Annotated in this window: 25 protein-coding genes and 1 rRNA gene; 15 read left to right on the forward strand and 11 right to left on the reverse strand. The window is 59.9% G+C overall.

Translation table 11 applies throughout. The features are described 5' to 3' along the window. Positions 1-596: ribosomal RNA gene (locus HCF10_RS25455) — 16S ribosomal RNA — on the reverse strand; the annotation flags it as partial. Positions 597-1,218: 622 nt separating this feature from the next. Here HCF10_RS25455 and HCF10_RS25460 point away from each other — a divergent pair. Next, the gene (locus HCF10_RS25460; protein ID WP_131700292.1) at positions 1,219-1,548 is read left to right on the forward strand and encodes a hypothetical protein; all 330 of its coding nucleotides are present in this window, start codon (positions 1,219-1,221) and stop codon (positions 1,546-1,548) included. Positions 1,549-1,572: 24 nt separating this feature from the next. Next, positions 1,573-1,944, forward strand: coding sequence for a PH domain-containing protein (locus HCF10_RS25465; RefSeq protein WP_032885644.1), 372 nt, complete (start codon positions 1,573-1,575; stop codon positions 1,942-1,944). Positions 1,945-2,251: 307 nt separating this feature from the next. On the opposite strand, the gene HCF10_RS25470 is transcribed toward HCF10_RS25465, so the two are convergent. The 3 genes from HCF10_RS25470 to HCF10_RS25480 form a co-directional block, all read right to left on the reverse strand. Continuing rightward, entirely contained in the window at positions 2,252-2,818 is a 567-nt protein-coding gene (locus tag HCF10_RS25470; RefSeq protein WP_167656664.1) for a hypothetical protein, read from the reverse strand. A 124-nt stretch (positions 2,819-2,942) separates the two neighbouring features. Then, positions 2,943-4,295: a sensor histidine kinase gene (locus HCF10_RS25475; RefSeq protein ID WP_167656665.1), complete on the reverse strand. Its 1,353-nt coding sequence runs from the start codon at positions 4,293-4,295 to the stop codon at positions 2,943-2,945. After that, positions 4,292-4,954 carry a response regulator gene (locus HCF10_RS25480; protein WP_131700289.1) on the reverse strand — a complete coding sequence of 221 codons (663 nt, stop codon included), beginning with the start codon at positions 4,952-4,954 and terminating at the stop codon, positions 4,292-4,294. Before HCF10_RS25480 ends, HCF10_RS25475 begins: the two co-directional genes overlap by 4 nt. 147 nt (positions 4,955-5,101) lie before the next feature. Here HCF10_RS25480 and HCF10_RS25485 point away from each other — a divergent pair, with 147 nt between their 5' ends. The 5 genes from HCF10_RS25485 to HCF10_RS25505 are packed head-to-tail and all read left to right on the forward strand — an operon-like array spanning position 5,102 to position 9,824. Then, on the forward strand, positions 5,102-5,368 hold the full coding sequence (locus HCF10_RS25485; RefSeq protein ID WP_167656666.1) for a PepSY domain-containing protein: 267 nt from the start codon (positions 5,102-5,104) through the stop codon (positions 5,366-5,368). Further along, positions 5,368-5,913: a cytochrome b/b6 domain-containing protein gene (locus tag HCF10_RS25490; RefSeq protein WP_167656667.1), complete on the forward strand. Its 546-nt coding sequence runs from the start codon at positions 5,368-5,370 to the stop codon at positions 5,911-5,913. The genes HCF10_RS25485 and HCF10_RS25490 overlap by 1 nt, the downstream gene beginning before the upstream one ends. Positions 5,914-5,935: 22 nt before the next feature. Further along, positions 5,936-7,204 carry a sialidase family protein gene (locus HCF10_RS25495; RefSeq protein ID WP_145338491.1) on the forward strand — a complete coding sequence of 423 codons (1,269 nt, stop codon included), beginning with the start codon at positions 5,936-5,938 and terminating at the stop codon, positions 7,202-7,204. Then, on the forward strand, positions 7,204-7,803 hold the full coding sequence (locus HCF10_RS25500) for a hypothetical protein (protein WP_167656668.1): 600 nt from the start codon (positions 7,204-7,206) through the stop codon (positions 7,801-7,803). The genes HCF10_RS25495 and HCF10_RS25500 overlap by 1 nt, the downstream gene beginning before the upstream one ends. Then, on the forward strand, positions 7,803-9,824 hold the full coding sequence (locus tag HCF10_RS25505) for an LTA synthase family protein (RefSeq protein WP_145338493.1): 2,022 nt from the start codon (positions 7,803-7,805) through the stop codon (positions 9,822-9,824). The genes HCF10_RS25500 and HCF10_RS25505 overlap by 1 nt, the downstream gene beginning before the upstream one ends. Here the strand turns inward: HCF10_RS25505 and HCF10_RS25510 are convergent, their stop codons facing one another. Continuing rightward, positions 9,825-10,199, reverse strand: a complete 375-nt coding sequence (locus HCF10_RS25510) for a c-type cytochrome (protein WP_131700284.1) — start codon at positions 10,197-10,199, stop codon at positions 9,825-9,827. Positions 10,200-10,242: 43 nt separating this feature from the next. After that, positions 10,243-10,785, reverse strand: a complete 543-nt coding sequence (locus HCF10_RS25515) for a demethoxyubiquinone hydroxylase family protein (protein ID WP_337782528.1) — start codon at positions 10,783-10,785, stop codon at positions 10,243-10,245. A gap of 197 nt (positions 10,786-10,982) precedes the next feature. Between HCF10_RS25515 and HCF10_RS25520 the strand changes: the two genes are divergently transcribed. The 8 genes from HCF10_RS25520 (at position 10,983) to HCF10_RS25555 (ending at position 20,217) form a co-directional block, all read left to right on the forward strand. Next, the gene (locus HCF10_RS25520; protein ID WP_131700283.1) at positions 10,983-11,363 is read left to right on the forward strand and encodes a response regulator; all 381 of its coding nucleotides are present in this window, start codon (positions 10,983-10,985) and stop codon (positions 11,361-11,363) included. Positions 11,364-11,559: 196 nt separating this feature from the next. After that, a complete protein-coding gene (locus tag HCF10_RS25525) occupies positions 11,560-12,174 on the forward strand; it encodes a biliverdin-producing heme oxygenase (protein ID WP_167656669.1) in 615 nt (204 codons plus the stop codon). After that, entirely contained in the window at positions 12,171-14,414 is a 2,244-nt protein-coding gene (locus HCF10_RS25530; RefSeq protein WP_167656670.1) for an ATP-binding protein, read from the forward strand. The genes HCF10_RS25525 and HCF10_RS25530 overlap by 4 nt, the downstream gene beginning before the upstream one ends. 186 nt (positions 14,415-14,600) lie before the next feature. Continuing rightward, on the forward strand, positions 14,601-14,801 hold the full coding sequence (locus tag HCF10_RS25535; protein ID WP_131700280.1) for a hypothetical protein: 201 nt from the start codon (positions 14,601-14,603) through the stop codon (positions 14,799-14,801). Positions 14,802-14,921: 120 nt separating this feature from the next. Then, a complete protein-coding gene (locus HCF10_RS25540; RefSeq protein WP_167656671.1) occupies positions 14,922-16,820 on the forward strand; it encodes an alkaline phosphatase D family protein in 1,899 nt (632 codons plus the stop codon). A 136-nt stretch (positions 16,821-16,956) separates the two neighbouring features. After that, positions 16,957-17,970 carry a diguanylate cyclase domain-containing protein gene (locus tag HCF10_RS25545; RefSeq protein ID WP_167656672.1) on the forward strand — a complete coding sequence of 338 codons (1,014 nt, stop codon included), beginning with the start codon at positions 16,957-16,959 and terminating at the stop codon, positions 17,968-17,970. A gap of 149 nt (positions 17,971-18,119) precedes the next feature. Further along, positions 18,120-19,370 (forward strand): 2-aminoadipate transaminase, encoded by a 1,251-nt coding sequence (locus HCF10_RS25550; RefSeq protein ID WP_167656673.1) that lies wholly within the window; start codon positions 18,120-18,122, stop codon positions 19,368-19,370. A 130-nt stretch (positions 19,371-19,500) separates the two neighbouring features. Then, positions 19,501-20,217, forward strand: a complete 717-nt coding sequence (locus HCF10_RS25555; protein WP_167656674.1) for a hypothetical protein — start codon at positions 19,501-19,503, stop codon at positions 20,215-20,217. A 48-nt stretch (positions 20,218-20,265) separates the two neighbouring features. Here HCF10_RS25555 and ptaA read toward each other — a convergent pair whose 3' ends face one another. The 5 genes from ptaA to HCF10_RS25580 all read right to left on the reverse strand — a co-directional run bounded on the left by ptaA (position 20,266) and on the right by HCF10_RS25580 (position 24,172). After that, positions 20,266-21,348, reverse strand: a complete 1,083-nt coding sequence (ptaA, locus tag HCF10_RS25560) for a pyoverdine biosynthesis transaminase PtaA (protein ID WP_167656675.1) — start codon at positions 21,346-21,348, stop codon at positions 20,266-20,268. Between the two features lie 155 nt (positions 21,349-21,503). Continuing rightward, positions 21,504-22,202 (reverse strand): 7-cyano-7-deazaguanine synthase QueC, encoded by a 699-nt coding sequence (gene queC / locus HCF10_RS25565; protein ID WP_145338499.1) that lies wholly within the window; start codon positions 22,200-22,202, stop codon positions 21,504-21,506. A gap of 103 nt (positions 22,203-22,305) precedes the next feature. Next, positions 22,306-23,193: a heme o synthase gene (cyoE, locus tag HCF10_RS25570; RefSeq protein ID WP_027607620.1), complete on the reverse strand. Its 888-nt coding sequence runs from the start codon at positions 23,191-23,193 to the stop codon at positions 22,306-22,308. 11 nt (positions 23,194-23,204) lie between these two features. Beyond that, positions 23,205-23,546 carry a cytochrome o ubiquinol oxidase subunit IV gene (cyoD, locus tag HCF10_RS25575; RefSeq protein WP_065925996.1) on the reverse strand — a complete coding sequence of 114 codons (342 nt, stop codon included), beginning with the start codon at positions 23,544-23,546 and terminating at the stop codon, positions 23,205-23,207. After that, positions 23,546-24,172, reverse strand: coding sequence for a cytochrome o ubiquinol oxidase subunit III (locus HCF10_RS25580; protein ID WP_131700272.1), 627 nt, complete (start codon positions 24,170-24,172; stop codon positions 23,546-23,548). The genes cyoD and HCF10_RS25580 overlap by 1 nt, the downstream gene beginning before the upstream one ends. Positions 24,173-24,174: the final 2 nt, after the last annotated feature.

The following is a 24,174-nucleotide window of genomic DNA, read 5'->3' on the forward strand; positions in this document are numbered from 1 at the left end:
TCCAACTTAACAAACCACCTACGCGCGCTTTACGCCCAGTAATTCCGATTAACGCTTGCACCCTCTGTATTACCGCGGCTGCTGGCACAGAGTTAGCCGGTGCTTATTCTGTCGGTAACGTCAAAACCATCACGTATTAGGTAATGGCCCTTCCTCCCAACTTAAAGTGCTTTACAATCCGAAGACCTTCTTCACACACGCGGCATGGCTGGATCAGGCTTTCGCCCATTGTCCAATATTCCCCACTGCTGCCTCCCGTAGGAGTCTGGACCGTGTCTCAGTTCCAGTGTGACTGATCATCCTCTCAGACCAGTTACGGATCGTCGCCTTGGTGAGCCATTACCCCACCAACTAGCTAATCCGACCTAGGCTCATCTGATAGCGCAAGGCCCGAAGGTCCCCTGCTTTCTCCCGTAGGACGTATGCGGTATTAGCGTCCGTTTCCGAACGTTATCCCCCACTACCAGGCAGATTCCTAGGCATTACTCACCCGTCCGCCGCTCTCAAGAGAAGCAAGCTTCTCTCTACCGCTCGACTTGCATGTGTTAGGCCTGCCGCCAGCGTTCAATCTGAGCCATGATCAAACTCTTCAGTTCAAACATCTTTGGGTTTTTAAGAAACCCTAAACTTGGCTCAGCAATCGTTGGTTATTCTTTGATTTCTCGCGGAGTAACTTGTGATGCTGATAATCTTGTTGACTATCAGTCTGACTCCACAAGCACCCACACGAATTGCTTGATTCAGTTGTTAAAGAGCGGTTGGTTAAGAGCTTTCGTCTCAACCGAGGCGCGCATTCTACAGCAGCCTCATTTGCTGTCAAGTGATTATTTTCAGAAGCTTTCGAAGATTTCTTCAACAACTTCAACCACTTGCGCTTCCGATCTCTCGTTAGCGGGAGGCGAATAATACAGTATTGAATTGCGTGGTCAACCCCCTTCTGGAAAAACTTTCCTTAACAAAAGCCCCACACACCACGACGCAATAAAGGCCTTCTTATTAAAGGGGGCGTCATTGCTTCTATATAGAAGGTGTACTTGGCCAGCAGCCAAGAACCACGGCCGTGTTGTCAGTGACATCGAACCGTGAAGTCAGGCCGGCCGCATACGGGTTCTCATCAATACTGCAGAACATCCGAAACCCGGTACGCACCAGGTCTTTTTTTTCACGCCCAGAACAGTGATCATCGCCCTCCGCCCCGAACCCTGAGGAACCGACACCATGGAATTGACGCTGGAAGCTGTTGCGCTCTTTGCACTCAAGCTCGTGCATGAGGAGGACGGCGGCAGCCCGGTGTTGAGGGATGACCTGGTGATGGATGGGTATGAGCGGGAGGTATTTGGGTTGCTGGTGCGGCAGGGGGATCTGTCGGGAATTCTGCTGAAGATAGATGAGTGTGTGGTGCAGGCGCTGACCACTTTGGGTGGGGCCGATACGGTGTTGGGGCGTGAGTTGCAGTGGTTGTCTAGCGACGTACAGCAAGTCAGCACGCTGGAGGAACTCAACCCACCGCTCGTGGCACTGAAGGACTACCTTAAAGCCATCCAATAACCGACTCACCACAAGGACCGTCACATGATCGACTTCAACAACAAAGGTTTCTTCAAACTCAAACAAAACAACGAATACGCCGAACGCGTCGCCGCCCTGCTGCTGGACGGCGAAGAAGTCGTCGACGCCTACAAAGCCATGCGCGACGGCGTGGTCTTCACCACCAAACGCATCATCGCGGTGAACGTGCAAGGCATCACCGGCAGCAAGAAGGACTTTACTTCGCTGCCGTACAAAAACATCGTCGCGTACTCGGTGGAAACGTCCGGCACGTTTGACCTGGATTCGGAACTGGAGATTTACTTTTCGTCGCTGGGAAAAGTGAAATTTGAGTTCACCGGCAAGACCTCGATTGTCGAAATCTCCCGCCTGATCTCCAAGCACCTGCTGACTTGATCAGCGGGCATGCTTGAGGGGATCACGGATGACGCTGACTGATCGTCATCCACGCTGTTGAACCGAGCCCGATTAATCTGCCACGGCAATGTCGGCTGCGAGCCGACTTTCTTGTGTTTGTCACGAAATCTTGTGGAAGGTAATCAAACCACACCAAAAATTCTGGCGCATTGCGCTCAACAGTTGATCAAGGTTGCAGGCCACCTGGTTGAAGCACGATCAGACGAAGACCCTGACGGAGAGCGCTGGAAGTATCAAACCTTCAGGCCATTCCAAGCGCAGCATCCGCATTTGTTCGGCCGTCCACCTAACCCTCTTTCGCCTCACTCCCCTCCCCCCCAATCAGAACCCGTTTCCCCGGATCCGTAATATCAAACACCTGCTGCGCACACGACGAAGGTTTGAACTGGAACTCCACCAGATACACCTTGCCCTTTTCAGGCTGGAAGCTACTGAACAGAGGCCCGCAAATGGCGTAGATGCCAGGGCGTGAGTCGGTGGACGAACTGGCAACGGTCAGCTTCTTGCCAGGATCTGCCTGGATCTCCAACTGCGGGAAGCGCTTGAATCCCGCGCTGGCCACCGTCTGGTTGAGCTTTGCAATCCAGTTGAAGACGCGGCCTTCACCTGTATCCATCACCGTGCCCAGGGTTTCCATGCGTTCATCGGGGTCGCCTTCGCGGCGTATCGAGAACTCGACGGGAGCGGTGCCGCCGTAGGCTTTCATGATGACTTTGGCGTGCTCAGCATCGACGGCCACGGTTTTCTGGCGCAGTTGAATACCATCCTTGAGCAGGCTGGGGGATGAGTCGCGTTGGTTGGATTCGCAGGCGCACAGGGCCAGGGCGAGGGAGAGCAGTACGATTCGCTTCACGGGAGGATGTCCTTATCAGGGTGACAGATCATGAAGACTGGACCAGTGATTAGACAAAATGTTCCGCAGTGGAGCGACCGCGATGCAGGGGCTCGACAGCTCCCACATTTGAGCAGTGATCGCTTCAGGCCTCGTTAAACACCAAACGCGCGCACAACCCGCCCTGCTCCCGGTTATGCAGCGCCAGCCGGCTGCCGATCTTGCCCACGATCATCTCCACAATTGCCAGCCCCAGCCCTGCGCCATTGGCATTGCCACGGCTGTAGAACCGCTCGAACAAACGCCCCATTTCCGCCTCATCAATGCCCGGCCCCTGGTCCTCCACGCTGAGGCAATGGGCACCAATCACCACTTTCACTTCGCTGCCCGGCGGGGAGAAGTTGAGGGCGTTGGTCACCAGGTTTTGCAGGGCGATGGCCAGTGCTACCGGCTCGGTTTCGATCCAGCAGTCTTCATCCCCTTCCAACACCAACTCCACGCCTTTTTCCATGGCCAGCGGTGTCAGTTCGGCGAGTTCTTCGCGCACCAGCTCGGTGAGTTGTACGCGGCTGCGCTTAGGGTTGTTCAACTGCGGCTCGATGCGCGCCATGGTCAGCAGTTGGCTGCCAATGCGGGTGGCGCGGTCGACGCCGTTGACCAGGAAGTCCAACGCTTCGCGCCGCTGGGCCTCGGTGCCGGCACTTTGGGCGTTTTGCGCGTGGATGCGCAGGATTGCCAGAGGGGTGCGAAGTTCGTGGGCAGCGTCAGCGATGAAACGGCGTTCGCGTTCCAACAGGTCATCCACTTGCACCAACAGCCGGTTGAGCGCGGTTTGCATCGGCTCCAAGTCGCTGGGCAGCGGCTTGAGGTGCAGCGGTTGCAGGGTCCCGGCAGTGCGCCCGCGAATCTTGCGGGCCATGGCGCGCAAGGGCTTGAGGCCCCAGCCGATCACCAGCCAGATCAATACAGTGAGCAGCGGCACGCCGATCAAGGTGGGCCAGAGGGTGTGGCGCATGATGCGCTGGATCACGTCCTGACGAATATCGTCGCGCTCGCCCACCCAGATCAGCAGGCCCTGTTGCGGGTCGGCAAGGAGAAAGGCGCACCAGTCGTTGCCGTTGTCCAGGATGTCGTGGGAGCCGAGGGTAGCCGGCGGTGCGGCCAACACTGGCGCTTCGGCGGAGCGTACGAGTAATTGGCCGTCGCTGCGCCACACCTGGAAGGTCAACCGCGTTTCATAAGGGTGGGCGACACCGCCCTCGCCGACACGGCTCATCGCCTGATCGAAGGCCTGATACAAGCGGTCCCAGTCGGCTTCGCCAGGGTCGCGCTGGCGCAATACGCCTTGCAACAGGCGCGCGCTTTGGGCGAGTTGGGCGTCGTAGACTTCCTCGATTTCGTGGTGGCTGTCGCGCAATACCAGCCAGCTGATCAGGGCGTCGCCCAACAGGATCAGCACCAGGACAGGGATGAGGATGCGTGCACGCACGGAGGTCATGGTTTAAGCGCCAGTACATAGCCAACACCGCGCACGGTGCGGATCAGCTCGGTGGATAACTTTTTACGCAGGTTGTGGATCAACACTTCCAAGGTGTTGCTCTCGACCCGGTCCTGCCAGCCATACAACGCGCGGGACAGGCGCTCGCGGGTCACCACTTTGCCGGGGCGTACCATCAGTTGGTGCAGCAGTTGGTATTCCATGGGGGTGACGATGATGTCTTCATCCAAATACCGCACTTGCTGAGTGGCCGGATCGAGGCTGACGCCGGCATGTTCCAGCATCGGTTGCGCGCGGCCCTGACTGCGGCGCAACAAGGCGCGCACGCGGGCCTTGAGTTCTTCCACATCGAAGGGTTTGACCAGGTAGTCGTCGGCACCGGCGTCCAGACCGGCGATGCGCTCGGCGGTGCCGTCGCGGGCAGTGAGGATCAACACCGGCAGGTCGTGCTGCTCGGCGCGCAGTTGCTGCAACAAATCCAGGCCATCGAGGCGCGGCAGGCCGAGGTCGAGCAGCAACAGATCGAAGTTTTCCGTGCGCAGGGCATACAGGGCCGCAACGCCATCCTGCAGCCAATCCAGGGTGTAGCCTTCAACGCCCAATGCCACGCGAATCCCTTGGCCAAGGGCACGATCATCTTCGACAAGGAGTAGGCGCATAGCAAAGTCTCTGTGGGAATCGGCGGCATCATGCCGGGTTCTGGCCGAGGCTATTTCGGCAAAGATGTTACCGCGCGTTGCCAACTAAGGTTGCGCTAAGGTTGATTTTGCATTGTGAAATCTCCCACATCTGCTGAGAGCTTTTCCATGCGCAAAATTCTCCTGCTGTCCCTGATTATCGCCAGCCCCCTGGCCGTTGCCGGTCCGCAATGCACCACCGCCGAACGCTCGCAATGGCAAGACGAAAAAACCTTCCAGGACAAGCTCAAGGCCGAAGGCTACGAGATCAGCAAGTTCAAGGTCACCGACGGCAACTGCTACGAGATCTACGGTTTCGACAAGGACAAGCGCAAGGTCGAGATCTACCACGATCCGGTGACCGGCAAGGCTGTGAAGACTGAGATCAAAGGCTGATGCCAGGCGAATCCCTGCGCCTGTGGGACCCGTTGGTAAGGCTGTTTCATCTGTCGATCGCCGGGGTCTTTGTCGCCAATTACTTCTTTAACGAAGCGGGCGATGACTGGCATGTCTGGCTGGGCTATTACGCCATGGCCTGGCTGCTGGTACGAACGGTGTGGGGATTCATCGGGCCGCGCAGCGCACGCTGGGCGGACTTCTGGCCGACCCCGAAACGCTTGAAAATCCATCTGCGCTCGCTGCTCAACCGCCGCCCGCAGCATCGCCTGGGCCATTCGCCCATCGGTGCGCTGGTGATGCTGTTGATGTTGCTGGCGTTGCTGACCATCGGCATCAGCGGCTTTTTGATGCAGGAAGTGGATGCCCTGTGGGGCGCCGATTGGCCCCTGCAAATCCATGAGACCGCCGCCAATGTGCTGCTTGGCCTGGTGTGCATCCATGTGCTGGCCGCGGTGTTTGAAAGTATCCAGGTGCGGGACAACCTGCCGCTATCCATGCTCACCGGTCGCAGGAAGCGCCTGCCGGATGAACGTGCGCAGTAATCCTTTTCTCGACAGGTCCTCTATGCGCTCCGCCTTACTGATCTGCAGCCTGCTCGCCGTCTTCGTGGCCGCGTGGCTAAGCCACCCGCCCCATGTGCTGGCCCCCTTTGCCCAAGTGGCGCCGAACACCATGAAGGTGGCGGCGGCGCCACAGTACACCAGCCGTTTTGTGTCTTCGCAGCTCACTGACTTTGTGCATTCATCCTCTGTTACCGCCCTGCCCGGTGGCGACCTGATCGCCGTGTGGTTTGCCGGTTCCCGTGAAGGCGCCGCCGATGTGCAGGTACGCACCGCACGCTTCGATGCGCGCAGCGGCGAATGGGGCACCGAGCAGGTGCTGGCCACGCGGGAAAGCACCCGCGACGGCACCCAGCGCTATATCCGCAAACTCGGCAACCCGGTGATCGCCCTGGGGCCGGATAAACGCCTGTGGATGTTTTATGTCTCGGTGTCGGTCGGCGGCTGGGCCACCAGTGCCATCAACCTGATGGTATCGGATGACCTCGGCACCAACTGGTCGGCGCCCCGGCAATTGGTGACCTCTCCGTTTTTCAACATCAGTACGCTGGTGCGCGCAGCGCCGGTGTTCCACGCCGACGGCTCCATCGGCCTGCCGGTGTACCACGAGTTCATGGGCAAGTTTGCCGAGTACCTGTACTTGAGCGCCGACGGCGCGGTGATCGATAAATTCCGCATCAGCCGCGGCAAGAACTCCCTGCAACCGACCATCGTGCCGCTGGATGGCAAGCGCGCGGTGGCGATGTTGCGCTACGCCGGCGACACCCACCACCGCGTCCTGGCCAGCCGCACCGAAGACGCCGGGCAAACCTGGAGCGAGCCGTACCCGCTGGAACCGGCCAACCCCAATTCGTCGTTGGCGGCGGTGGGCACGGTAGATGACGGGTTACTCGTGGCCCTCAACGACCTGCAGGATGGCCGCTTCAAGCTCAGTCTCTACGGCACCGACGCCCAGCTCAGCCAATGGCGCACCGTGGCGCAACTGGATGAATCACCCGACCCGCTCGGCCAACCCTTCTCCCCCGAGGCCTATAAAGAAATCATCGGCGAAGGCTTCCGCGCCTCCAGCGGCGCCAAACGCCTGCCGCTGGAACAGCGCTTTCTCAGCAACCTCGACTACCGCGTGTGCAAACCCCGGGGCTGCGATTTCGAATACGAGTACCCGTACTTCAGCCGCAGCCCGGACGGCATGTACCACTTGGTGTACTCGTGGAATAACACCTTTATCAAACATGTCAGCTTCAACGAAGCCTGGCTGGCGGAACGTCTGTGATGGTTTCTCTGTGGCAGGCCCATTTGAGTTTTGTGCTGCTGGGGTTTGCGCTGTTAAGCACGCTCAGGTTTACCGCACCCTGGCGGCCATGGCTGCTGCCGGCGCTGGTGGCGGTCAGTTTTATCCCGGTCAACGAGCTGCCGCTGGCGGCGTATGTGCGCAGTTTTACCGATGACCTGGCGATCAGCACATTGGTGTTGTTGGCCTGGGTCGTGCTCAGCCGTCTGGGCGTCGTGCAGCCGCTTGCTCGCCGGCATCAGGTACAGATGTTGCTGCTGTTTGGCCTGTTGAGCCTGGTGTTGTATCCGGCCACGTTGGGCCTGACCTACTTCGACCCGTACCGTTGGGGCTACAACCCGCGGCCGATGATCGTCCTGGCGGCAGCGGCCGCACTGTTGATGTTGTGGCGGCGTAATACGCTGTCGGTGTGGATGTTGGCGATGGGCACGTTGGCTTTTGCGTTACGGCTCAAGGCGTCAGAAAACTATTGGGATTATCTGGTCGACCCGTTGCTGACCGGTTACTGCCTGATCGCCGGCGCGGGGCTGCTGATCAGCGCCGCCTGGCGCCCTCTTTTGAAATGGCACAGGGGTCAATGATGAGTGCGTTGCAATCACGCCGCCTGCGCTACGGCGTGGGCGCGATCGGGTTGGTGTTTGTGTTGCTGGCTGCGTTGCGGCTGGTGTTTGTGCTGGGTTTTTCCGGCCTTGACTTGAACACTCCGGCGCTATTGGAAACCCTGGGTATCGGCCTGCGTTTCGACCTGCGCCTGGCGGTGTTGATCCTGCTGCCGCTGGCCGTGGTGGCATGGTTGCCGCGCTGGAACCTCACCACCCTGCCGGCCCTGCGTTGGCTGGCGCGCGGTTATCTGGTCATCGCACTGGCAGTGGTGGGGCTGGTGTACATCATCGACTTCGGCCACTACGCCTACCTCGGCGTGCGTATCAATGCGACGGTGCTGCGCTACCTGCAAGACGCGCAGATTTCCCAACAGATGGTGTGGGAAACCTACCCAGTGCTGTGGATAACCGCCAGCTGGCTCGCGGCGGTGGCGCTTTGGGTCTGGGCGTTGGTCTGCCTGGAGCGGTTGACCCTGGATCGAGCGCCCGCCGCTATCAGCAAGCCGACACTGACGGTGGTGAGTGTGATGGGCGTCGTCGCGGTGCTGCTGGCCCTGCTCGGCCGTGTCGCCCATCTCAACCTGGAGAACCCGGTGCCCCTGCGCTGGAGCGATGCGTTCTTTTCCGGCAACAGCCAACTGGCCGCCGTGGGCCTGAACCCGGTGCTGTTTTTGTATGACACGCTCAAGGTCGGCCAATCGCAGTTCGATGAAGCCCAGGTTCGCGAGTATTACCCGCACGTCGCCCAGTACCTGGGCGTGGCCCAGCCCGATGCCCAGTCCCTGAACTTCATTCGCGAACAAGGCGTACAGCCCTATCGACTGGCCGGCGAGCGCCCGCCCAACGTGATTTTCGTGATGCTCGAATCCCTCGGCACCAGCGCCGTGGGTGCCTATGGCAACCCGCTCAACCCCACGCCGAACCTGGATAAACTGGCGACGCAAAGCTGGTTCTTCAAACACTTCTACGTCCCCGTCACCGGCACAGCCAAAACCGTATGGGCCAGCATCACCGGTGTGCCCGACGTCACCCGCCAGGAGACCGCCACGCGCAATCCGCTGATCACGCGGCAACACACGTTGATCAATGCATTCGAGGGCTACCAGAAGTTCTACATGATCGGCGGCAACGCCGGCTGGGCGAATATCAATGCACTGATCCGCCAGAGCATCGACGATGTGCAACTGTTCGAGGAGAGCGACTGGCAATCGCCACGGGTGGACGTGTGGGGGATTTCCGACCTGGACCTGTTCAAGGAAGCTGACGGACTGTTAAGCGCGGTGCCCAAAGACCAGCCGTTCTTCGCCTATCTGCAAACCTCCGGCAACCATCGTCCCTTCACCATCCCCAAGCACAACGATGGCTTCCAGCTCAGCGACGTGACGCTGGAACAGGCCCAGGCCGCTGGTTCCCGCAGTGTCGAGCAGTACAACGCCGTGCGCCTGCTGGACTACAACATCGGCCGGCTGATGGACATCGCCAAGGCCGGCGGCTACTACGACAACAGCATTTTTGTGTTCTTCGGTGACCACAACACCCGCATCAGCCAGATCCCGCACATGGCGCCGGCCTTCGAACAGCTGGGCCTGGAAAGTAACAACGTGCCGCTGCTGATCCACGCCCCCGGCCTTGAGCCCCGGGTGATCGAAGAAGCGGTGGGGCTGGCCGACCTGCTGCCCACCGTCGCCGGCATGGCGGGCGTACCGTTTCGCAATGGCGCGATGGGCCGGGACATCCAGCAACCGGCGCCCGAGGGCGAACGCGTGGTGCCGCTGGTGTTGCGCGAGGGCACCTTCCCGATCATCGGCGGCGTGACCCAGGACTTCCTGCTGCAGATGCAATACGACGGCAGCTCTCCGACCTTGCATGACCTGGCATCACTCACCCCGCGTGACGATGTGGCCGCGCAGCACCCCGAGGAATTTCAGCGTTTGCAGGCGCTGACCCGTGGGCTGCATGAAAGTGCGCGGTTGATGCTGTTCAGGAATGTGCGTGAGTGATTACTTGGGCTGGAACGTCTCAAGGTACGCCAGGATGTTGTCGATTTTTTCCGGGTCGCTGATGCCCCAGAAAATCATGCGCGTACCACTCACCACCTTTTTTGGCGCTTCGATATAGGCCGCCAGCTTGTCGCGAGTCCAGACCACGCCGGAGTTTTTCATCGCGTCCGAATATTGATAGTCGGCGGTGGTACCGGCGGGTCGGCCGATGATGCCGTTGAGCTCCGGGCCAAAGCCACCGCGCGCGCCTTCGCCGACGCTGTGGCAGCCGCCGCAGGTCTTGCTGAAGAGCTTGGCGCCAGCCTCGGCATCGCCGGCCGCATTAGCCGTGCCGGTGTTGAGGATGAGCGCGAGGGTCAGTAGGACGTACTTCATAGGTGACTCCACATCGGGCTTTGCCGGCGATTATGCCTGTTTGTCAGGAGCGCATGCCCATCCAGATCACCGCTTCGGTCCACGCCGTAACCACCGGCGTCAGCGCACGAAACCAAGGGTCGCGAACATCAATCTGCGCTGCCGAGTGATCGTGGTGGTGTTGTTCTTCTTCGACGATGGAGGCAATGGCCGCCACGGCCAGCGGGTCTACGTCGCGTAAAGCGTGAAGTTGATGAGCCAGGTGCTTGAGCACCACGCTTTCCACCGCCACGGTGGTGGCGACGATAGCCTTGCGCCCGCACACCCCGGTGAGCAGGCCCAGCACCAGCCCGCCAAGGCCACACAGCCAGTAGCTGCGGCAGCGTCGGTAGCCTCGCCGTTGCAACTCAGCCTGAAACACGGCGCGGTGGCGGCGCTCGTGGGCGAGGAACTCCTGGAGCTCCCCCACCATGCCGGGGGCGAACAACCGCGCCATAAACAGCTGGCCACTGTAGATACAGATCGCGCCATGTTCGCCGGCGTGGTCGACTTTGATCATGCGGTTACCCAGGTTCGGGTCGATCAAGGGGGCAGCGGAAGCGTTCACGGTTGACGACCTTGTGCGAAGGCCCGTGGGGTTCGGGCAGATCCTGATTGCAGAGCGCCGGTATCGTGCCGTACCACCGCGCAAATGCGCAACCTAGACCCTCGAATCGACCACCCATCGCCCCGTGCAGATCCAATAGAACCTATCCAACCCTATTCCACTCCACCCTACTGAACCCTGATGGTGGAGTAACGATCATGGCTCAGCCATCGATTTTGGTATTGGAAGACGACGAGATCATTCGGTCGTTGATGGTGGATGTACTGGAGGATTTCGGCGCGACGGTGACCTCTTTCCCTTCGGCCGATGAAGGGATGATTTACCTGGAGCGTGGCGATGACCCGGTGGATTTGATTGTCAGCGATGTGCAGATGCCGGGGTTGCTCAACGGTTATGACCTCAGCCGGGTAGTTGCACACCGCTGGCCGTCGGTGCCGGTATTGCTCACCTCGGGAAACGCCAGACTCGCAGAGCAATTGGGAGGCTCCGTGCGGTTCCTGCCCAAGCCGTGGAGCACCGAACATCTACTTGAGTGTGTGCAAACCGCGTTGACCCAGCAGGGGTCGTCCATGCATTGATAGCGTCGCGATATCATTTATGCCGAACTTCACAGCTGGCCTTATGGTCACTTAATTAAGCAGGGAGCGACTTTTCTGATCCACTGGTCAGCCTTTTCGCTTTGTGCGTTCAGCTGATGCTTACGTGTTGTGTAGAATCGTCGCCTTTTTTAACGCGTCATTCATGGCCGAAAGGCCCACAGTTCGAGCTCATTGAATGCATTCACAGGCCCATGATGGTGGTACGCCCTCATTGCTGGAAGCGTTGCGCGCAGGCACTGGCCTATTGCACGTAGCGCTGGAAAAACGCCTGCCGTTTTTTTCCGAGCACCTGGATGCCGATTGGTACCAGCGCTTGATCCAGGCGTATTACGGGTTTTATGGGCCGATGGAAGCGGCGCTGTACGGCTGCGACTTCATCCCTGAAGGCTTCGACCCGGCGCTGCGTGTGAAAACACCGACCCTGTTGGACGATCTTCACGCCCTTGGCCTGGATGCCCCCGCGATCAATGCCTTGCCACACTGTGTGCAACTGCCCTCCTTCGACACCCCCGCAGCCTGCCTCGGCGCCCTGTATGTGCTGGAAGGCGCAACCTTGGGCGGCCAGGTATTACGCCGGGAAATGGCCCTGCGCCTGGATCTGGACGCCGATAACGGCGGTGCGTTCCTCGATGTATACGGTGCCGAGACCGGTCGGCGCTGGAAGGATTTTCTCGACTATCTGGGCCGTCAGCCGCTGGACGCGCCAGCCAAACAGCGTGCGGTGAACGCGGCACGTTCGACATTCAGCTGCTTTGAGCAATGGCTCGACAGCCAGGAGGTACTGCTATGAAACCCGAAGACTTTGAAGAGCTGCTTGCCAACTGTGCCGACGAGCCCATCCGCTTTCCGGGGGCGATCCAACCCCACGGCGTGCTGCTGACGCTGTCGGAACCCGACCTGAACATCATCCAGGTCAGTACCAACGTCGCCACCTTGTTCAACCGCGCCCCCGAATCGTTGCTGGGCCAGCCGCTGCACACGCTGGTGGGTGCCGAGCATGCCCAGGCCGTGCAGGTCATGGCGGAACACAACAGTTTTGTCGATGCGCAGCCGCTGCATGTCACGTTCAACGGCGCCGAGTTCGAAGGCCTGTTGCACCGCCATCAGGATGTGCTGGTGCTGGAGTTCGAGCCGCGGCTCAAGGACTTCCGGCCACGGGCGCTGAAGGGTCGCAGCAGTGACTTGGGCAAGATGCTGCAACGTCTGCAATCAGCGAAAACCCTGCAAGCGCTGTACGAAATCAGCGTGACTGAAATCCAGGCCATGACCGGTTACGACCGGGTGTTGATCTATCGCTTCGAAGAGGAAGGCCATGGTCAGGTGATCGCCGAAGCGTCGGCACCGTCCATGGAGTTGTTCAACGGCCTCTTCTTCCCTGCGTCCGACATCCCGGAACAGGCCCGCGAGCTGTATCGCACCAACTGGCTGCGCATCATCCCGAACGCCGCCTACGAGCCGGTGCCCCTGCTGCCCCGGTTGCGTCCCGACACCGGCGAGCCACTGGACTTGAGCTTCGCCACCCTGCGCAGCGTGTCGCCGATTCACTGCCGATACATGCAGAACATGGGCGTGTTGTCGTCCATGAGCATTTCGCTGATGAAGGGCGACAAACTCTGGGGCCTGATCAGTTGCGGCAACCGCGAACCACTGTTGGTGCCCAATGACTTGCGCATCACCTGCCAGACCATCGGCCAGGTGTTGTCATTGCAGATCAGCGCCATGGAAGCCCTGGACCTGAGCCGTCAGCGTGAGGAAAAAGTTGAGGCCTTGGCGTTGCTGGATAAAGCCATGAAGGCGTCAGAAGAAAACGTGTTCGACGGCCTGGCCCAGCGCGGTCAGTTGCTGATGGACCTGACCTTGTCCAGCGGCGTGGCGATCATCGAAGACAAGCAACTGCACCGCTACGGCAACTGCCCGGAACCCGCTCAGATCCGTGCATTGCACAAGTGGTTGCAAGACAGCGGCGAGCCGGTGTTTTCCAGCCACAACCTGGTGTCGGTCTACCCGCCAGCTGCCGAATTTCAACAGGTGGCCAGTGGTGTCCTGGCAATGAGCCTGCCAAAGCCTGTGGATAACGGCGTGCTGTGGTTCCGCCCGGAAGTGAAAGAGAGCATCAACTGGAGCGGCGACCCGAACAAGCCGCTGGCCCTGGAAAACTCCAGCGCCGGCCTGCGCCTTCGCCCACGCACCTCGTTTGAAATCTGGAAAGTGGAAATGGCCGGTATCTCCACCAAATGGAGCCACGGCGACCTCTTCGCAGCCAATGACCTGCGCCGCTCGGCCCTGGAAAACGATCTGGCCCGCCAGGTGCTGCGCGAGCAACAAGCCGTGCGTGCCCGCGATGACCTGGTGGCGGTGGTGTCCCACGACCTGCGCAACCCGATGACGGTAATCTCCATGCTCTGCGGCATGATGCAAAAGGCTTTCAGCTCCGACGGCCCGCACACATCGCGCCGCATTTCCTCGGCCATCGACACCATGCAACAGGCCGCCGGGCGCATGAACGTATTGCTGGAAGATTTGCTCGACACCTCGAAAATCGAGGCCGGACGCTATGTGGTCAAACGGGTGGCCCTGGACGTCAGCCAAATGTTCGAAGAGGCCTATTCCCTGCTGGCGCCACTGGCGATGGAAAAAGGCATCGACCTGTCGTTCAACGCCGAGCCTGGCCTGCAGATCAACGGCGACCCGGAGCGACTGTTTCAGGTGCTGTCGAACCTGATTGGCAATGCCATCAAGTTCACCCCGCGCCAAGGCCATATCGGCATCAGCGCATTGAGCAATGGTGAAGAGATCGTGTTTTCGGTGCGCGACTCCGGTGAAGGCATTGCGCCTGAGCAGTTGCCGCATGTGTTTGATCGCTACTGGACCCAGGCCGAAAACAACCCCACCGGTACGGGTCTGGGGCTGTATATCACCCAGGGGATAGTCCAAGCCCATGGCGGCAAAATCGTTGCCGAGAGTGAAGTCGGACGTGGCAGTGAGTTCCGCTTTACCGTGCCGAGAGTGATCGAGGACTCCCATACCTGACCGCTCCTGTGGCGAGCCTGCTCGCCACGCAAAAATGGCGGGATGACGTCTGAAGCCGGTTGCCAACCGCCGTCATATCTTGCAGCAGGGCGTTTATAGCCCACCTTCTCCAGGCTCTATAAGTTTGGCGCCACTTCGCGCCAAGGGGCGAAGTAACCCACGACTAATAGAGAGAAGGACACGTCCATGATCAGCTCCATCAACGCCGTACAACTCCCCCCTCAATACCCCACTGCGCCACAGGATGATGCAACCCTCCAACGCAAGAAGCGCAGCATCGAAGCACCTCAGTCGCAACTGGAGCCTCAAGAAGCCGACGGTTCGGCGCGCAACCGCCGAACCGGAAGTGGCGGCCTGGACAGCCTGGGCAGAGGAAACCTGCTCTAAACCGTAGGAAGAAGGGCAGCACACTGCCCTTCTTCTTTACTGACCGCCGCGCCTTAACAAAACACTGACATCCGTTGCGCTAACCTTGCCGGTTCAACCCTGGCCGGAGCCTGTTACTGCATGCCACATCCCGACACATTGCCCGCCGTACTCGCCGGCCCTCTGCTGCGGCGCCTGGAACCCCGGCGCCTGGTGCTGTGGCTGGTGGGAAGCCGGGCATTGCCCCTGACCCTGAAGCTGCACTGTGCCGAACGGAGCCTGGAAATACCCCTGGGCCAGGACCAGTGCCAGATCGTGCCAGTGGGGCGCCAGGCGTTTATCCATCTGATTGATGTACGGTTGGACGAGGCGCTGCCACAGGACGTGGTCATCAACTATGACCTGCTGGTCGACGATGCCGGCATTGCCGAGTGGGCACCGCACCTGCTGTACGCCGACACGCGATGCCCAAGTTTCGTACTGCACAGCCATATCCATCAGTTGGTACACGGCTCGTGCCGTAAACCTCACCACAAGGCCGACGAAGGCCTGCTCTGCCTCGATCGCCTGCTGGCCGATGCACAGACCCCAGCCGACCGCCCAGCTTTGCTGATGATGAGCGGCGACCAGGTGTACGCCGACGATGTCGCCGGCCCGATGTTGCGGGCGATCCATGGGCTGATTGCGCGTCTGGGCCTGTTCGATGAATACCTGGAAGGCGCCGTGGTAGACGACAGCGCCAGCCTCTACGGGCATCACGCCAGCTACTACAACCGCGCGGATCTGCTACCTGCGCTGGACAGCAACGAGACCCTGCGCGAACGTTTTTTTGGTGGCGTGAAAAAGCCGATTTTCACCAGCAGTACCGCCGACAATCACCTGGTGACCTTCGCCGAAGTCATGGCGATGTACCTGCTGGTGTGGTCACCTACCCCCTGGACACTGATCACCCTACAGCCACCGCAACTGAACGCCGATGAAGCCGCGCGCTATGCCCGCGAACAGGTGCAGGTGGATAAATTCCGCGATGGCTTGCCGGGCGTAGCGCGGGTATTCGCCCATCTGTCCACGTTGATGATCTTCGACGATCACGACATTACCGACGACTGGAACCTCAGCGCGCAATGGGAAGAAACCGCCTACGGCCATCCGTTCTCCAAACGCATCATCGGTAACGCCCTGCTTGCGTACCTGTTGTGCCAGGGCTGGGGTAATAACCCGGACGCCTTTGATGAGTTGGTGGGCCACACCCAGGCACTGGCCACCCAAGCGCAGAACGATCACTTGGACGCCCAGGCACAGGATGATTTACTCGCGGCGCTGCTGAAGTTCCAGCAGTGGCACTACGTGCTGCCCACCACCCCGGCCCTGGTGGTACTCGACACCCGCACCCGGCGCTGGCGCAGCGAATTCACCCTCAAACAACCGTCCGGCCTGCTGGACTGGGAAGCCTTGAGCGAACTGCAACAGGAACTGCTCGACCACCCTTCGGCCATCATCGTCTCCCCCGCGCCGATCTTTGGCGTCAAGCTGATCGAGACTGTGCAGAAAATCTTCAGTTGGTGCGGCCACCCCTTGCTGGTGGACGCGGAAAACTGGATGGCCCATCGCGGCGCGGCCCAGGTGATCCTCAACATCTTCCGACACTCGCGTACACCCGGTAACTACGTGATCCTCTCGGGCGACGTGCACTACTCGTTCGTCTATGAAGTGCTGATCCGCCATCGCAACGCCGGCCCCAGGATCTGGCAGATCACCAGCAGCGGCATCAAGAATGAATTCCCAGCGCGATTGCTGGAATGGTTCGACCGCCTCAACCGCTGGCTGTACTCGCCGCGGTCGCCGCTCAACTGGTTCACTCGCCGCCGCACCATGCAGGTAGTACCGCATATTCCGGAGCATGCCGAAGCGGGTGAGCGGCTATGGAATTCGGCGGGGATTGGCCAGGTGTTTTTCAATGAACACGGCCAGCCGGAAACGATTTACCAGCACAACGCGGATGGGAAAGCTCGGACGAGGATGATGGCGCCGAAACAATAGCCTATTGCCACCCCTCTATAACCGGCCATCCGCCCTATTCAAAGCGCACAAGCCCCGTTGTACAGTAGCCCCAGCCACGGAGTATCGGCATCAATATGGCTGGCCCTGGACGCCAGCCCATGCAAGGAGCGCGCAGATGGACGATACCTCCGACGACGGCAACCTGAAGAGTGATTTCTCTCACCTCAACGCCGACATGCTGCATACCGTGCTGGAGCTGGTCAGCGACGGAATCTGGGACTGGAACGCCAATACCGGGTTCGTCTACCGCAACCCAGGCTGGTACGAAATGCTGGGCTACCCCCGCCACTCCCTCGAAAACAGCGTGTTCACCTGGGAGACCGTCATCCACCCGGAAGACTACCCCCAAGTGATGACGCTGTTTGATGACTACATCAACCGTCGCGCCCCCCATTATCAAATCGAATACCGTTGCCGCAAAAAAGACGGCAGCTACCTGTGGATCGAAGACCGGGGCTACGTGATTGCACGTAACGCCGATGACTCGGTGGCGCGGATGGTGGGCGCCCATCGCGATATTCATACACGCAAGTGCTCCGTCGAACAGCTGGAGCGGCGCAACCAATCCCTTGAGGCGCTGGTGGCCGAGCGCACGCGCGAGTTGTCACGGGTCAATCAGCAGTTGCAATTGCAGTTGGACGAAAACCGCTCCCTGGCCGAACGGGATGCATTGACCCTCGTTGCCAACCGCTACCGCCTGGAAAAAGTCCTGCTGGAAGAGTGCGACCGTGCCCAGCGCTTTCGCCTGCCAATGGCATTGATCGCGATGGATATCGATGACTTCAAGCCGATCAATGACCAACATGGCCACGGCGTGGGCGACCAAACCCTTTTGCAGGTAGTGGAATGCCTGGAAAGCTGCCTTCGCCAAGGCGACCTGCTGGCCCGCTGGGGAGGCGATGAGTTCATGGTGGTGCTGCCCAAAAGCTCGCTGGAAACCGCCACGGCACTGGCCGAAAACATCTGCCAGACGATGCGCAAGATTCCGACGCGCAGCAACCTCCACGTCACCCTGAGCCTGGGTGTGGCCGAGCGCCGTATGAATGAGTCCCCCGCCGCCCTTATGGCACGTGCCGATCAGGCGCTGTATCGCGCGAAGGCGGCGGGCAAGGATGGGGTGTCGACGTAGCATCGACGGGGCTACGACGTTGCCAAAAACGAGCTTTTGGCAACAGCTCCTTCCGATTTGGAATGACCCGGCGACTTTATTTCGTTTGCGGCAGGGCCTGGTCCACGGCTTAGATAAAAACACGCCCGCCACTGCCGAGTCCGAGATTCATGAGCCGCGAAACCATCAGCCAGTCGATTTCCATCGTTCATCCCATCAGCCTCAGCCATGGCAGGAACGCCGAGGTATGGGACACCACGGGCAAACGCTATATCGATTTTGTCGGCGGGATCGGCGTGCTCAACCTTGGCCATTGCCACCCGGGTGTGGTGGCGGCGATTAGTGAGCAGGCGACGAAGTTGACCCACTATGCATTCAACGCGGCGCCCCACACACCCTACATCGAACTGATGGATCGCCTGACCAGGTCTATCCCGGTGGACTACCCCGTCAGCGGCATGCTCACCAACAGCGGCGCAGAAGCTGCAGAAAATGCCTTGAAGATCGTCCGCGGCGCCACCGGCCGCACGGCGGTGATCGCCTTTGACGGTGCCTTCCACGGCCGCACCCTGGCCACCCTCAACCTCAATGGCAAGGTGGCGCCCTACAAACAAAAGGTTGGCGTACTGCCCGGCCCGGTGTATCACCTGCCCTACCCCAGCGCCGATAACGGCGTGAGCTGCGCTGAAGCGCTGAAAGCCATGGACCGCCTGTTCAGCGTGGAAATCGACGTCAATGACGTCGCCTGTTTCATCATCGAGCCGGTGCAGGGCGAAGCCGGTTTCCTCGCCTTGGATATCGAGTTCGCCCAGGCGTTGCGGCGCTTGTGCGATGAGAAAAACATTCTGCTGATTGCCGATGAAATCCAATCCGGCTTCGGTCGCACCGGCCAGCGTTTCGCCTTCTCACGCCTGGGCATCGAACCGGATTTGATCCTGCTGGGCAAAAGCATCGCCGGCGGCGTACCGCTGGGTGCGGTGGTCGGGCGCAAGGCATTGATGGATAACCTGCCCAAAGGCGGGTTGGGCGGGACGTACTCCGGCAACCCCATCGCCTGCGCAGCGGCGCTGGCCACCCTCGATGCAATGACCGATGAACATTTGCAGGCCTGGGGCTCGCAGCAGGAAGCAGCCATCGTCGGCCGCTATGAAGCCTGGCGTTCGCAGCACCTCTCACCGTACCTGGGCCGCCTGACCGGCGTCGGAGCCATGCGCGGCATCGAACTGACCAGCGCCGACGGCACGCCCGCGCCCCAGCAACTGACCCAATTGCTGAGCCTGGCGCGAGACGCCGGGTTGCTGTTGATGCCCAGCGGCAAGTCGCGGCACATCATCCGCCTGTTGGCACCGCTGACCATTGAGGCTGCGGTAATGGAAGAAGGACTGGATATTCTCCAGGCGTGCCTGAAGCAGTTGGTTTAACCCCCCGCCTCCGCCGGTCGGCAGCCTTGCTCCGCGATAAGGGCATTGTGCTGCCTTGACCTGACCTCCCTCCCCGCTGAAAATGCGCGACGCTTTTTTGTCTCCCGTTTACTGAAGTAGTGAAATTTCAATGTCCGATTCTTACACCGAACAATCCGCCGAAGAATCCGTAGTCGCCTTGCACGCCAAAGCTGAATACGAAAACGCCATCAATCTTTCACAGCATGTGCCAGCCGCCAAGATCATCAGCGAGATGGTGCTGGACGCCTTTCACACCTCCAAGGAAAGCGACCAGATCCGCGAACTGCGCGTCGCCATCCGCCAGGCTCACGACGCCTTCGACGACGACAAGGCCTACGACCTGATGGGCCAGCTCAAGCAGCTCAAGGACGCCGAAGCCGCTGACAACATCGCCCTTGAAGACCTGAGCAGCAAGTTCTCCATCAGCCGCATCCTGTCGAGCTTCAAGGATGATCCGCAGTTTCAGGAGCTGGTCTACGGGCTGGCCCTCAAAGTGCTGAACCAGTCTCACCAGGCCATCAGCAACCCAAGCGCCGGCAAAGGCAAGGCTGCTCGCCCCAAGAAAGAAGCCGAAGTGTTTGTGATCAGCAAGGACGGCATCAGCGTCACCCTGCCGCTGCGCACGCCACGCTCGCGGTTGAACGTCGACCGTGAGGCGTTTGAGTTCCTGGGTTTCAGCTTTGTAGGCGAAGGCGATGAAGCCGAGCTGGAGGTTGAAAGCTTTGTGGATAACGCCGGCGTCCAGCAGCCGCTGAGCCGCAAGAGCGTGATTACTGCGCTGCAACAGCAGACGGCGTTTGAGGGTTACAGCATCGCGCAACAGTGATACCACTGAACTGAATGCGGGGGGGAGCAATCCCCTCCCACATCGGCGCTAGACCGTCGCCGCAAACACCTCGCGAAACCGCTCCATCTCCCGCTTGCTCCCCACCGTCACGCGCACCCACTGCGGCCAGCTTTTCCACAACCGCCCGATCAGTACGCCTTGCGTGGCAAGTTTCTCGATGACCTGCTCGGCCGGTTGCTTCACGTCGATCATGAAGCAGTTGGCCTGGGAGGCCGTGCAGGTGAAGCCACGGCCCTTGAGCCAGGTGATTGTTTCATCGCGCAACTGGGCATTGAGCGCCTTGCGTTGTGGCAGCAGCTTCACATCTTCCAGGCTGGCGAGTCCGCCGAGCAAGGATGAACCTGCCGGCACATTGTCACCGCCGAACACCGCCAGCCGTACCAGCAGCGCCGGGTGGCCGATCGCCAGGCCCAGGCGGGCGCCGGCCATGCCGTAGATTTTCGAGAAGGTGCGCAATACCAACAGGTCGTCATGCTCCTTGACCCAGCTCACCACGCTTGGGGTGTCGGCAAAGTCGATGTAGGCCTCGTCCACCACCAATACGCTGCCCTTGGGTTTTTTCGTCAGCGCCTGGCGAATAGCCTCAGTGGAGGTGATGGTGCCAGTCGGATTGTTGGGATTGCATACATAGAGCATCCCCGCCTGGGGATCGGCGGCGAGCATGGCGGGGACGTCATGGGCGTGGTCGGCATTAAGGCCCACTTCGCGCACCGGCGCCTTACGGGACTCGGCGGCCTGGCGCGGTACTTCGTAGGACGGCGTGGCCATCACCAGGCCACGGGTTTCGCTGGTGAACGCCAGCACCGCGTAGCGCAGCGCAGCCATGGAGCCGGCAAACACCGCCACCTGCTCTTCGGCAATCCCGTGCTGCTGGGCAAACAAGCCGGCCAAGGCGTACATGTGTTTGTACGGATACCGCCCGGCTGTCGCGATACCGCGCTGCATCGCTTCGCGGGCCGCCGTCGAAGGCCCGTAGGGGCTTTCGTTGTAGTTGAGCAGTACCTTGTCAGCGTTGGCCGGCGCGGGCGCGGCGACCGCCCAATCCAGGCGCCCGAGCAAAGGCAGGGCGGCGCCCAGGGCGAGAAGGGACCGACGACTAACGCTGACCATGGTGACTACTCCTTGTAGGCGGGTGATGGATTCGCACAGCTCGTATAGAAGGGTATGACGAGACAAGGAACGAATGATTTAACCGAGCCGCCATGAAAAAGCCCCGTACGACTTGCGAAGACGGGGCTTTTTCTGGTGCCTGCTACGTATTGGGGTTAGTTCAGCTGTAACTTCCGCTTCAGGCCCTGCATGACCGCTGCTTTGTTCTGCAGGTAGTCATTCAAGCCACGTGCACGCAGGTTGCAGGCATCACATTCGCCACAGCCGGTGCCGATAACGCCGTTGTAGCAGGTCAGGGTCTGCTCGCGGACCAGGTCCAGTTGCTGGTGGTAATCCGCCAGCGCCCAGGTCTCAGCCTTGTTCAGCCACATCAACGGGGTTTCCAGGCGCACGTCGTACTCCATGCCCAGCTTGAGGGCCTGGTTCAAGGCTTTGACGAACTCATCACGGCAATCGGGGTAGCCGGAGAAGTCGGTTTCACACACGCCGGTGATCACCGTCTCGGCCTTGACCTGATACGCGTAGATAGCCGCCAGGGTTAAAAACAGAATATTGCGGCCCGGCACGAAGGTGCTCGGAAGGCTTTCGCCGGAGCTGTTCACGGTCGGCACCGGGATGTTGTCGCGGGTCAGGCTGCTGATCGCCAGTTCGTTGAGCAGGGACACGTCCATCACTTTGTGAACGGTGGCCCCCAGTTGCTTGGCCAGTTGCTGGGCGACTTCGATTTCCGCCACATGACGCTGACCGTAATCGAAGGTGATGCAGTGCACTTCGTCATACAGCGGCAGCGCCTGGATCAGACAGGTCGTCGAATCCTGACCGCCACTGAACACCATAACGGCTTTTTTACTCATCACTTGCTTCCTGCCAGGGTAGGGTTGGGTCGTAGTTTAAAGCTCACTCAATAAAAAACCCCGCGCTTCTTTCGAAGGCGGGGCCTTTTTACTACTCGGACACTCAGTGTGCGTAGGTCAGCAACAGCTCTTTCGGTACTTGGAAATCCAGGGACATCATCACGCTGAGCGCGGTGATGGTGAAGATCGAGAACACGAACAGCTTGCGCGCCCAGACGGTGTCGTCCACCGCCTTGTAGCCGGTCCAGGCCATGTACAACCAGTACATGCCCATGGCCGCGGCGACGGCAAGGTAGCTCATGCCGGCGTAGCCACTGAAGGTCAACATCAAGGTCGCCACGAGGAAGGCCAGGATGTAGAGCAGGATGTGTTTCTTGGCGACCTGGATGCCACGCTTGACCGGCAGGACCGGAATCGAAGCAGCCAGGTAGTCGTTGAAGCGGAAGATCGCGATGGCGTAGGAATGCGGCATCTGCCACAGGCTGAACATCACCAGCAGCACCAGCGCAGCCATGTCGAAGCTATTGGTCACAGCCACATAACCAATCACCGGCGGCATCGCCCCCGACAGACTGCCCACCAGCGTGCCGTGAACCGACTTGCGCTTGAGGTACAGGCTGTAGAGGCCGACGTAGATGACAAAACCGATCACGGCAAACAACGCCGCCAGCGGGTTGGCCACCTGGTACAACAGCGCCACACCGGCAACACCCAGGACGGTCGCGAAAATCAGCGCCAGTTTCAGGGAGATAAGGCCCTGGACCAGCACGCGATTCTTGGTGCGCTCCATCTTGATGTCGATGTCACGGTCGATGCAGTTGTTGAAGACACAGCCGGAAGCCACCACCAGGGACGTACCGATCATCGCAGCCAGGAAGATGGCCAGATCGACATGTCCCTTGGAGGCCAGGAAGAAACCGCCCGCCACAGAAAGCACGTTACCGAAAATGATCCCCGGTTTGGTGATTTGGATAAAGTGCTTAAGCGACATCGGGTCTTACCTCACTTCGCCATCATGAACGTATGGATGCTGAACATGATCCATATCGACAGGCCAACCAGCAGCAGGATTACTATGCCTGCGAACACGAACGCAACCACGTTATCGCGCTGCTCTTTAGAGCGATCCAGGTGCAGGAAGTACACCAGGTGAACCAGAACCTGAATCACCGCGAACGCCAGCACGATCATCAAAGTGATCGACTTCGGCAGGGTCGGGTACATCACCAGACCGAACGGGATGAGCGTCAGGATTACCGACAGGATGAAGCCGATGGCGTACGACTTAACGCTGCCGTGGCTCGCATCATGGCTGTCATGGTCATGGGAGTGTGCATTAGCCATTACAGAGTCCCCATCAGGTAAACAACGGTGAAGACGCAGATCCAGACCACGTCCAGGAAGTGCCAGAACAGGCTCAGGCAAGTCAGGCGAGTCTTGTTGGTGTTGGTCAGGCCGTGTTTATTGACCTGATAAATCATCACCGCCATCCACAGCAGGCCGGCAGTAACGTGCAGACCGTGGGTGCCGACCAGCGTGAAGAACGCCGACAGGAAACCGGAACGGTGCGGGCCGTAGCCTTCGGAGATCAGCAGGTGGAACTCGTTGATCTCCATGCCGATGAAGCCCAGGCCGAACAGGAAGGTCATACCCAGCCAGGTCAGCACGCCTTTCTTGTTGCCCTTGTAGAAGGCCAACATGGCGAAGCCGTAGGTGATCGAACTGAACAACAGCAAGGCGGTTTCGCCGAGCACGTAAGGCAGTTCGAAGATGTCGTGGCCCGACGGGCCACCCGCTACGTTGTTTACCAGTACCGCGTACACCGCGAAGATCGACGCAAACAAGATGCAGTCGGTCATCAGGTAGAGCCAGAAACCGAAAACGGTCATCGGCCCCGAGTCGTGGTGATGGTCATCGTGCCCATGGTCATCGACATGGGCGTGTCCAGCATTGGTCACTAAGTTCGACATGG

Origin of the sequence: Pseudomonas sp. B14(2022) (assembly GCF_012030485.1) — a bacterium.
Taxonomy (GTDB): Bacteria; Pseudomonadota; Gammaproteobacteria; order Pseudomonadales; family Pseudomonadaceae; genus Aquipseudomonas.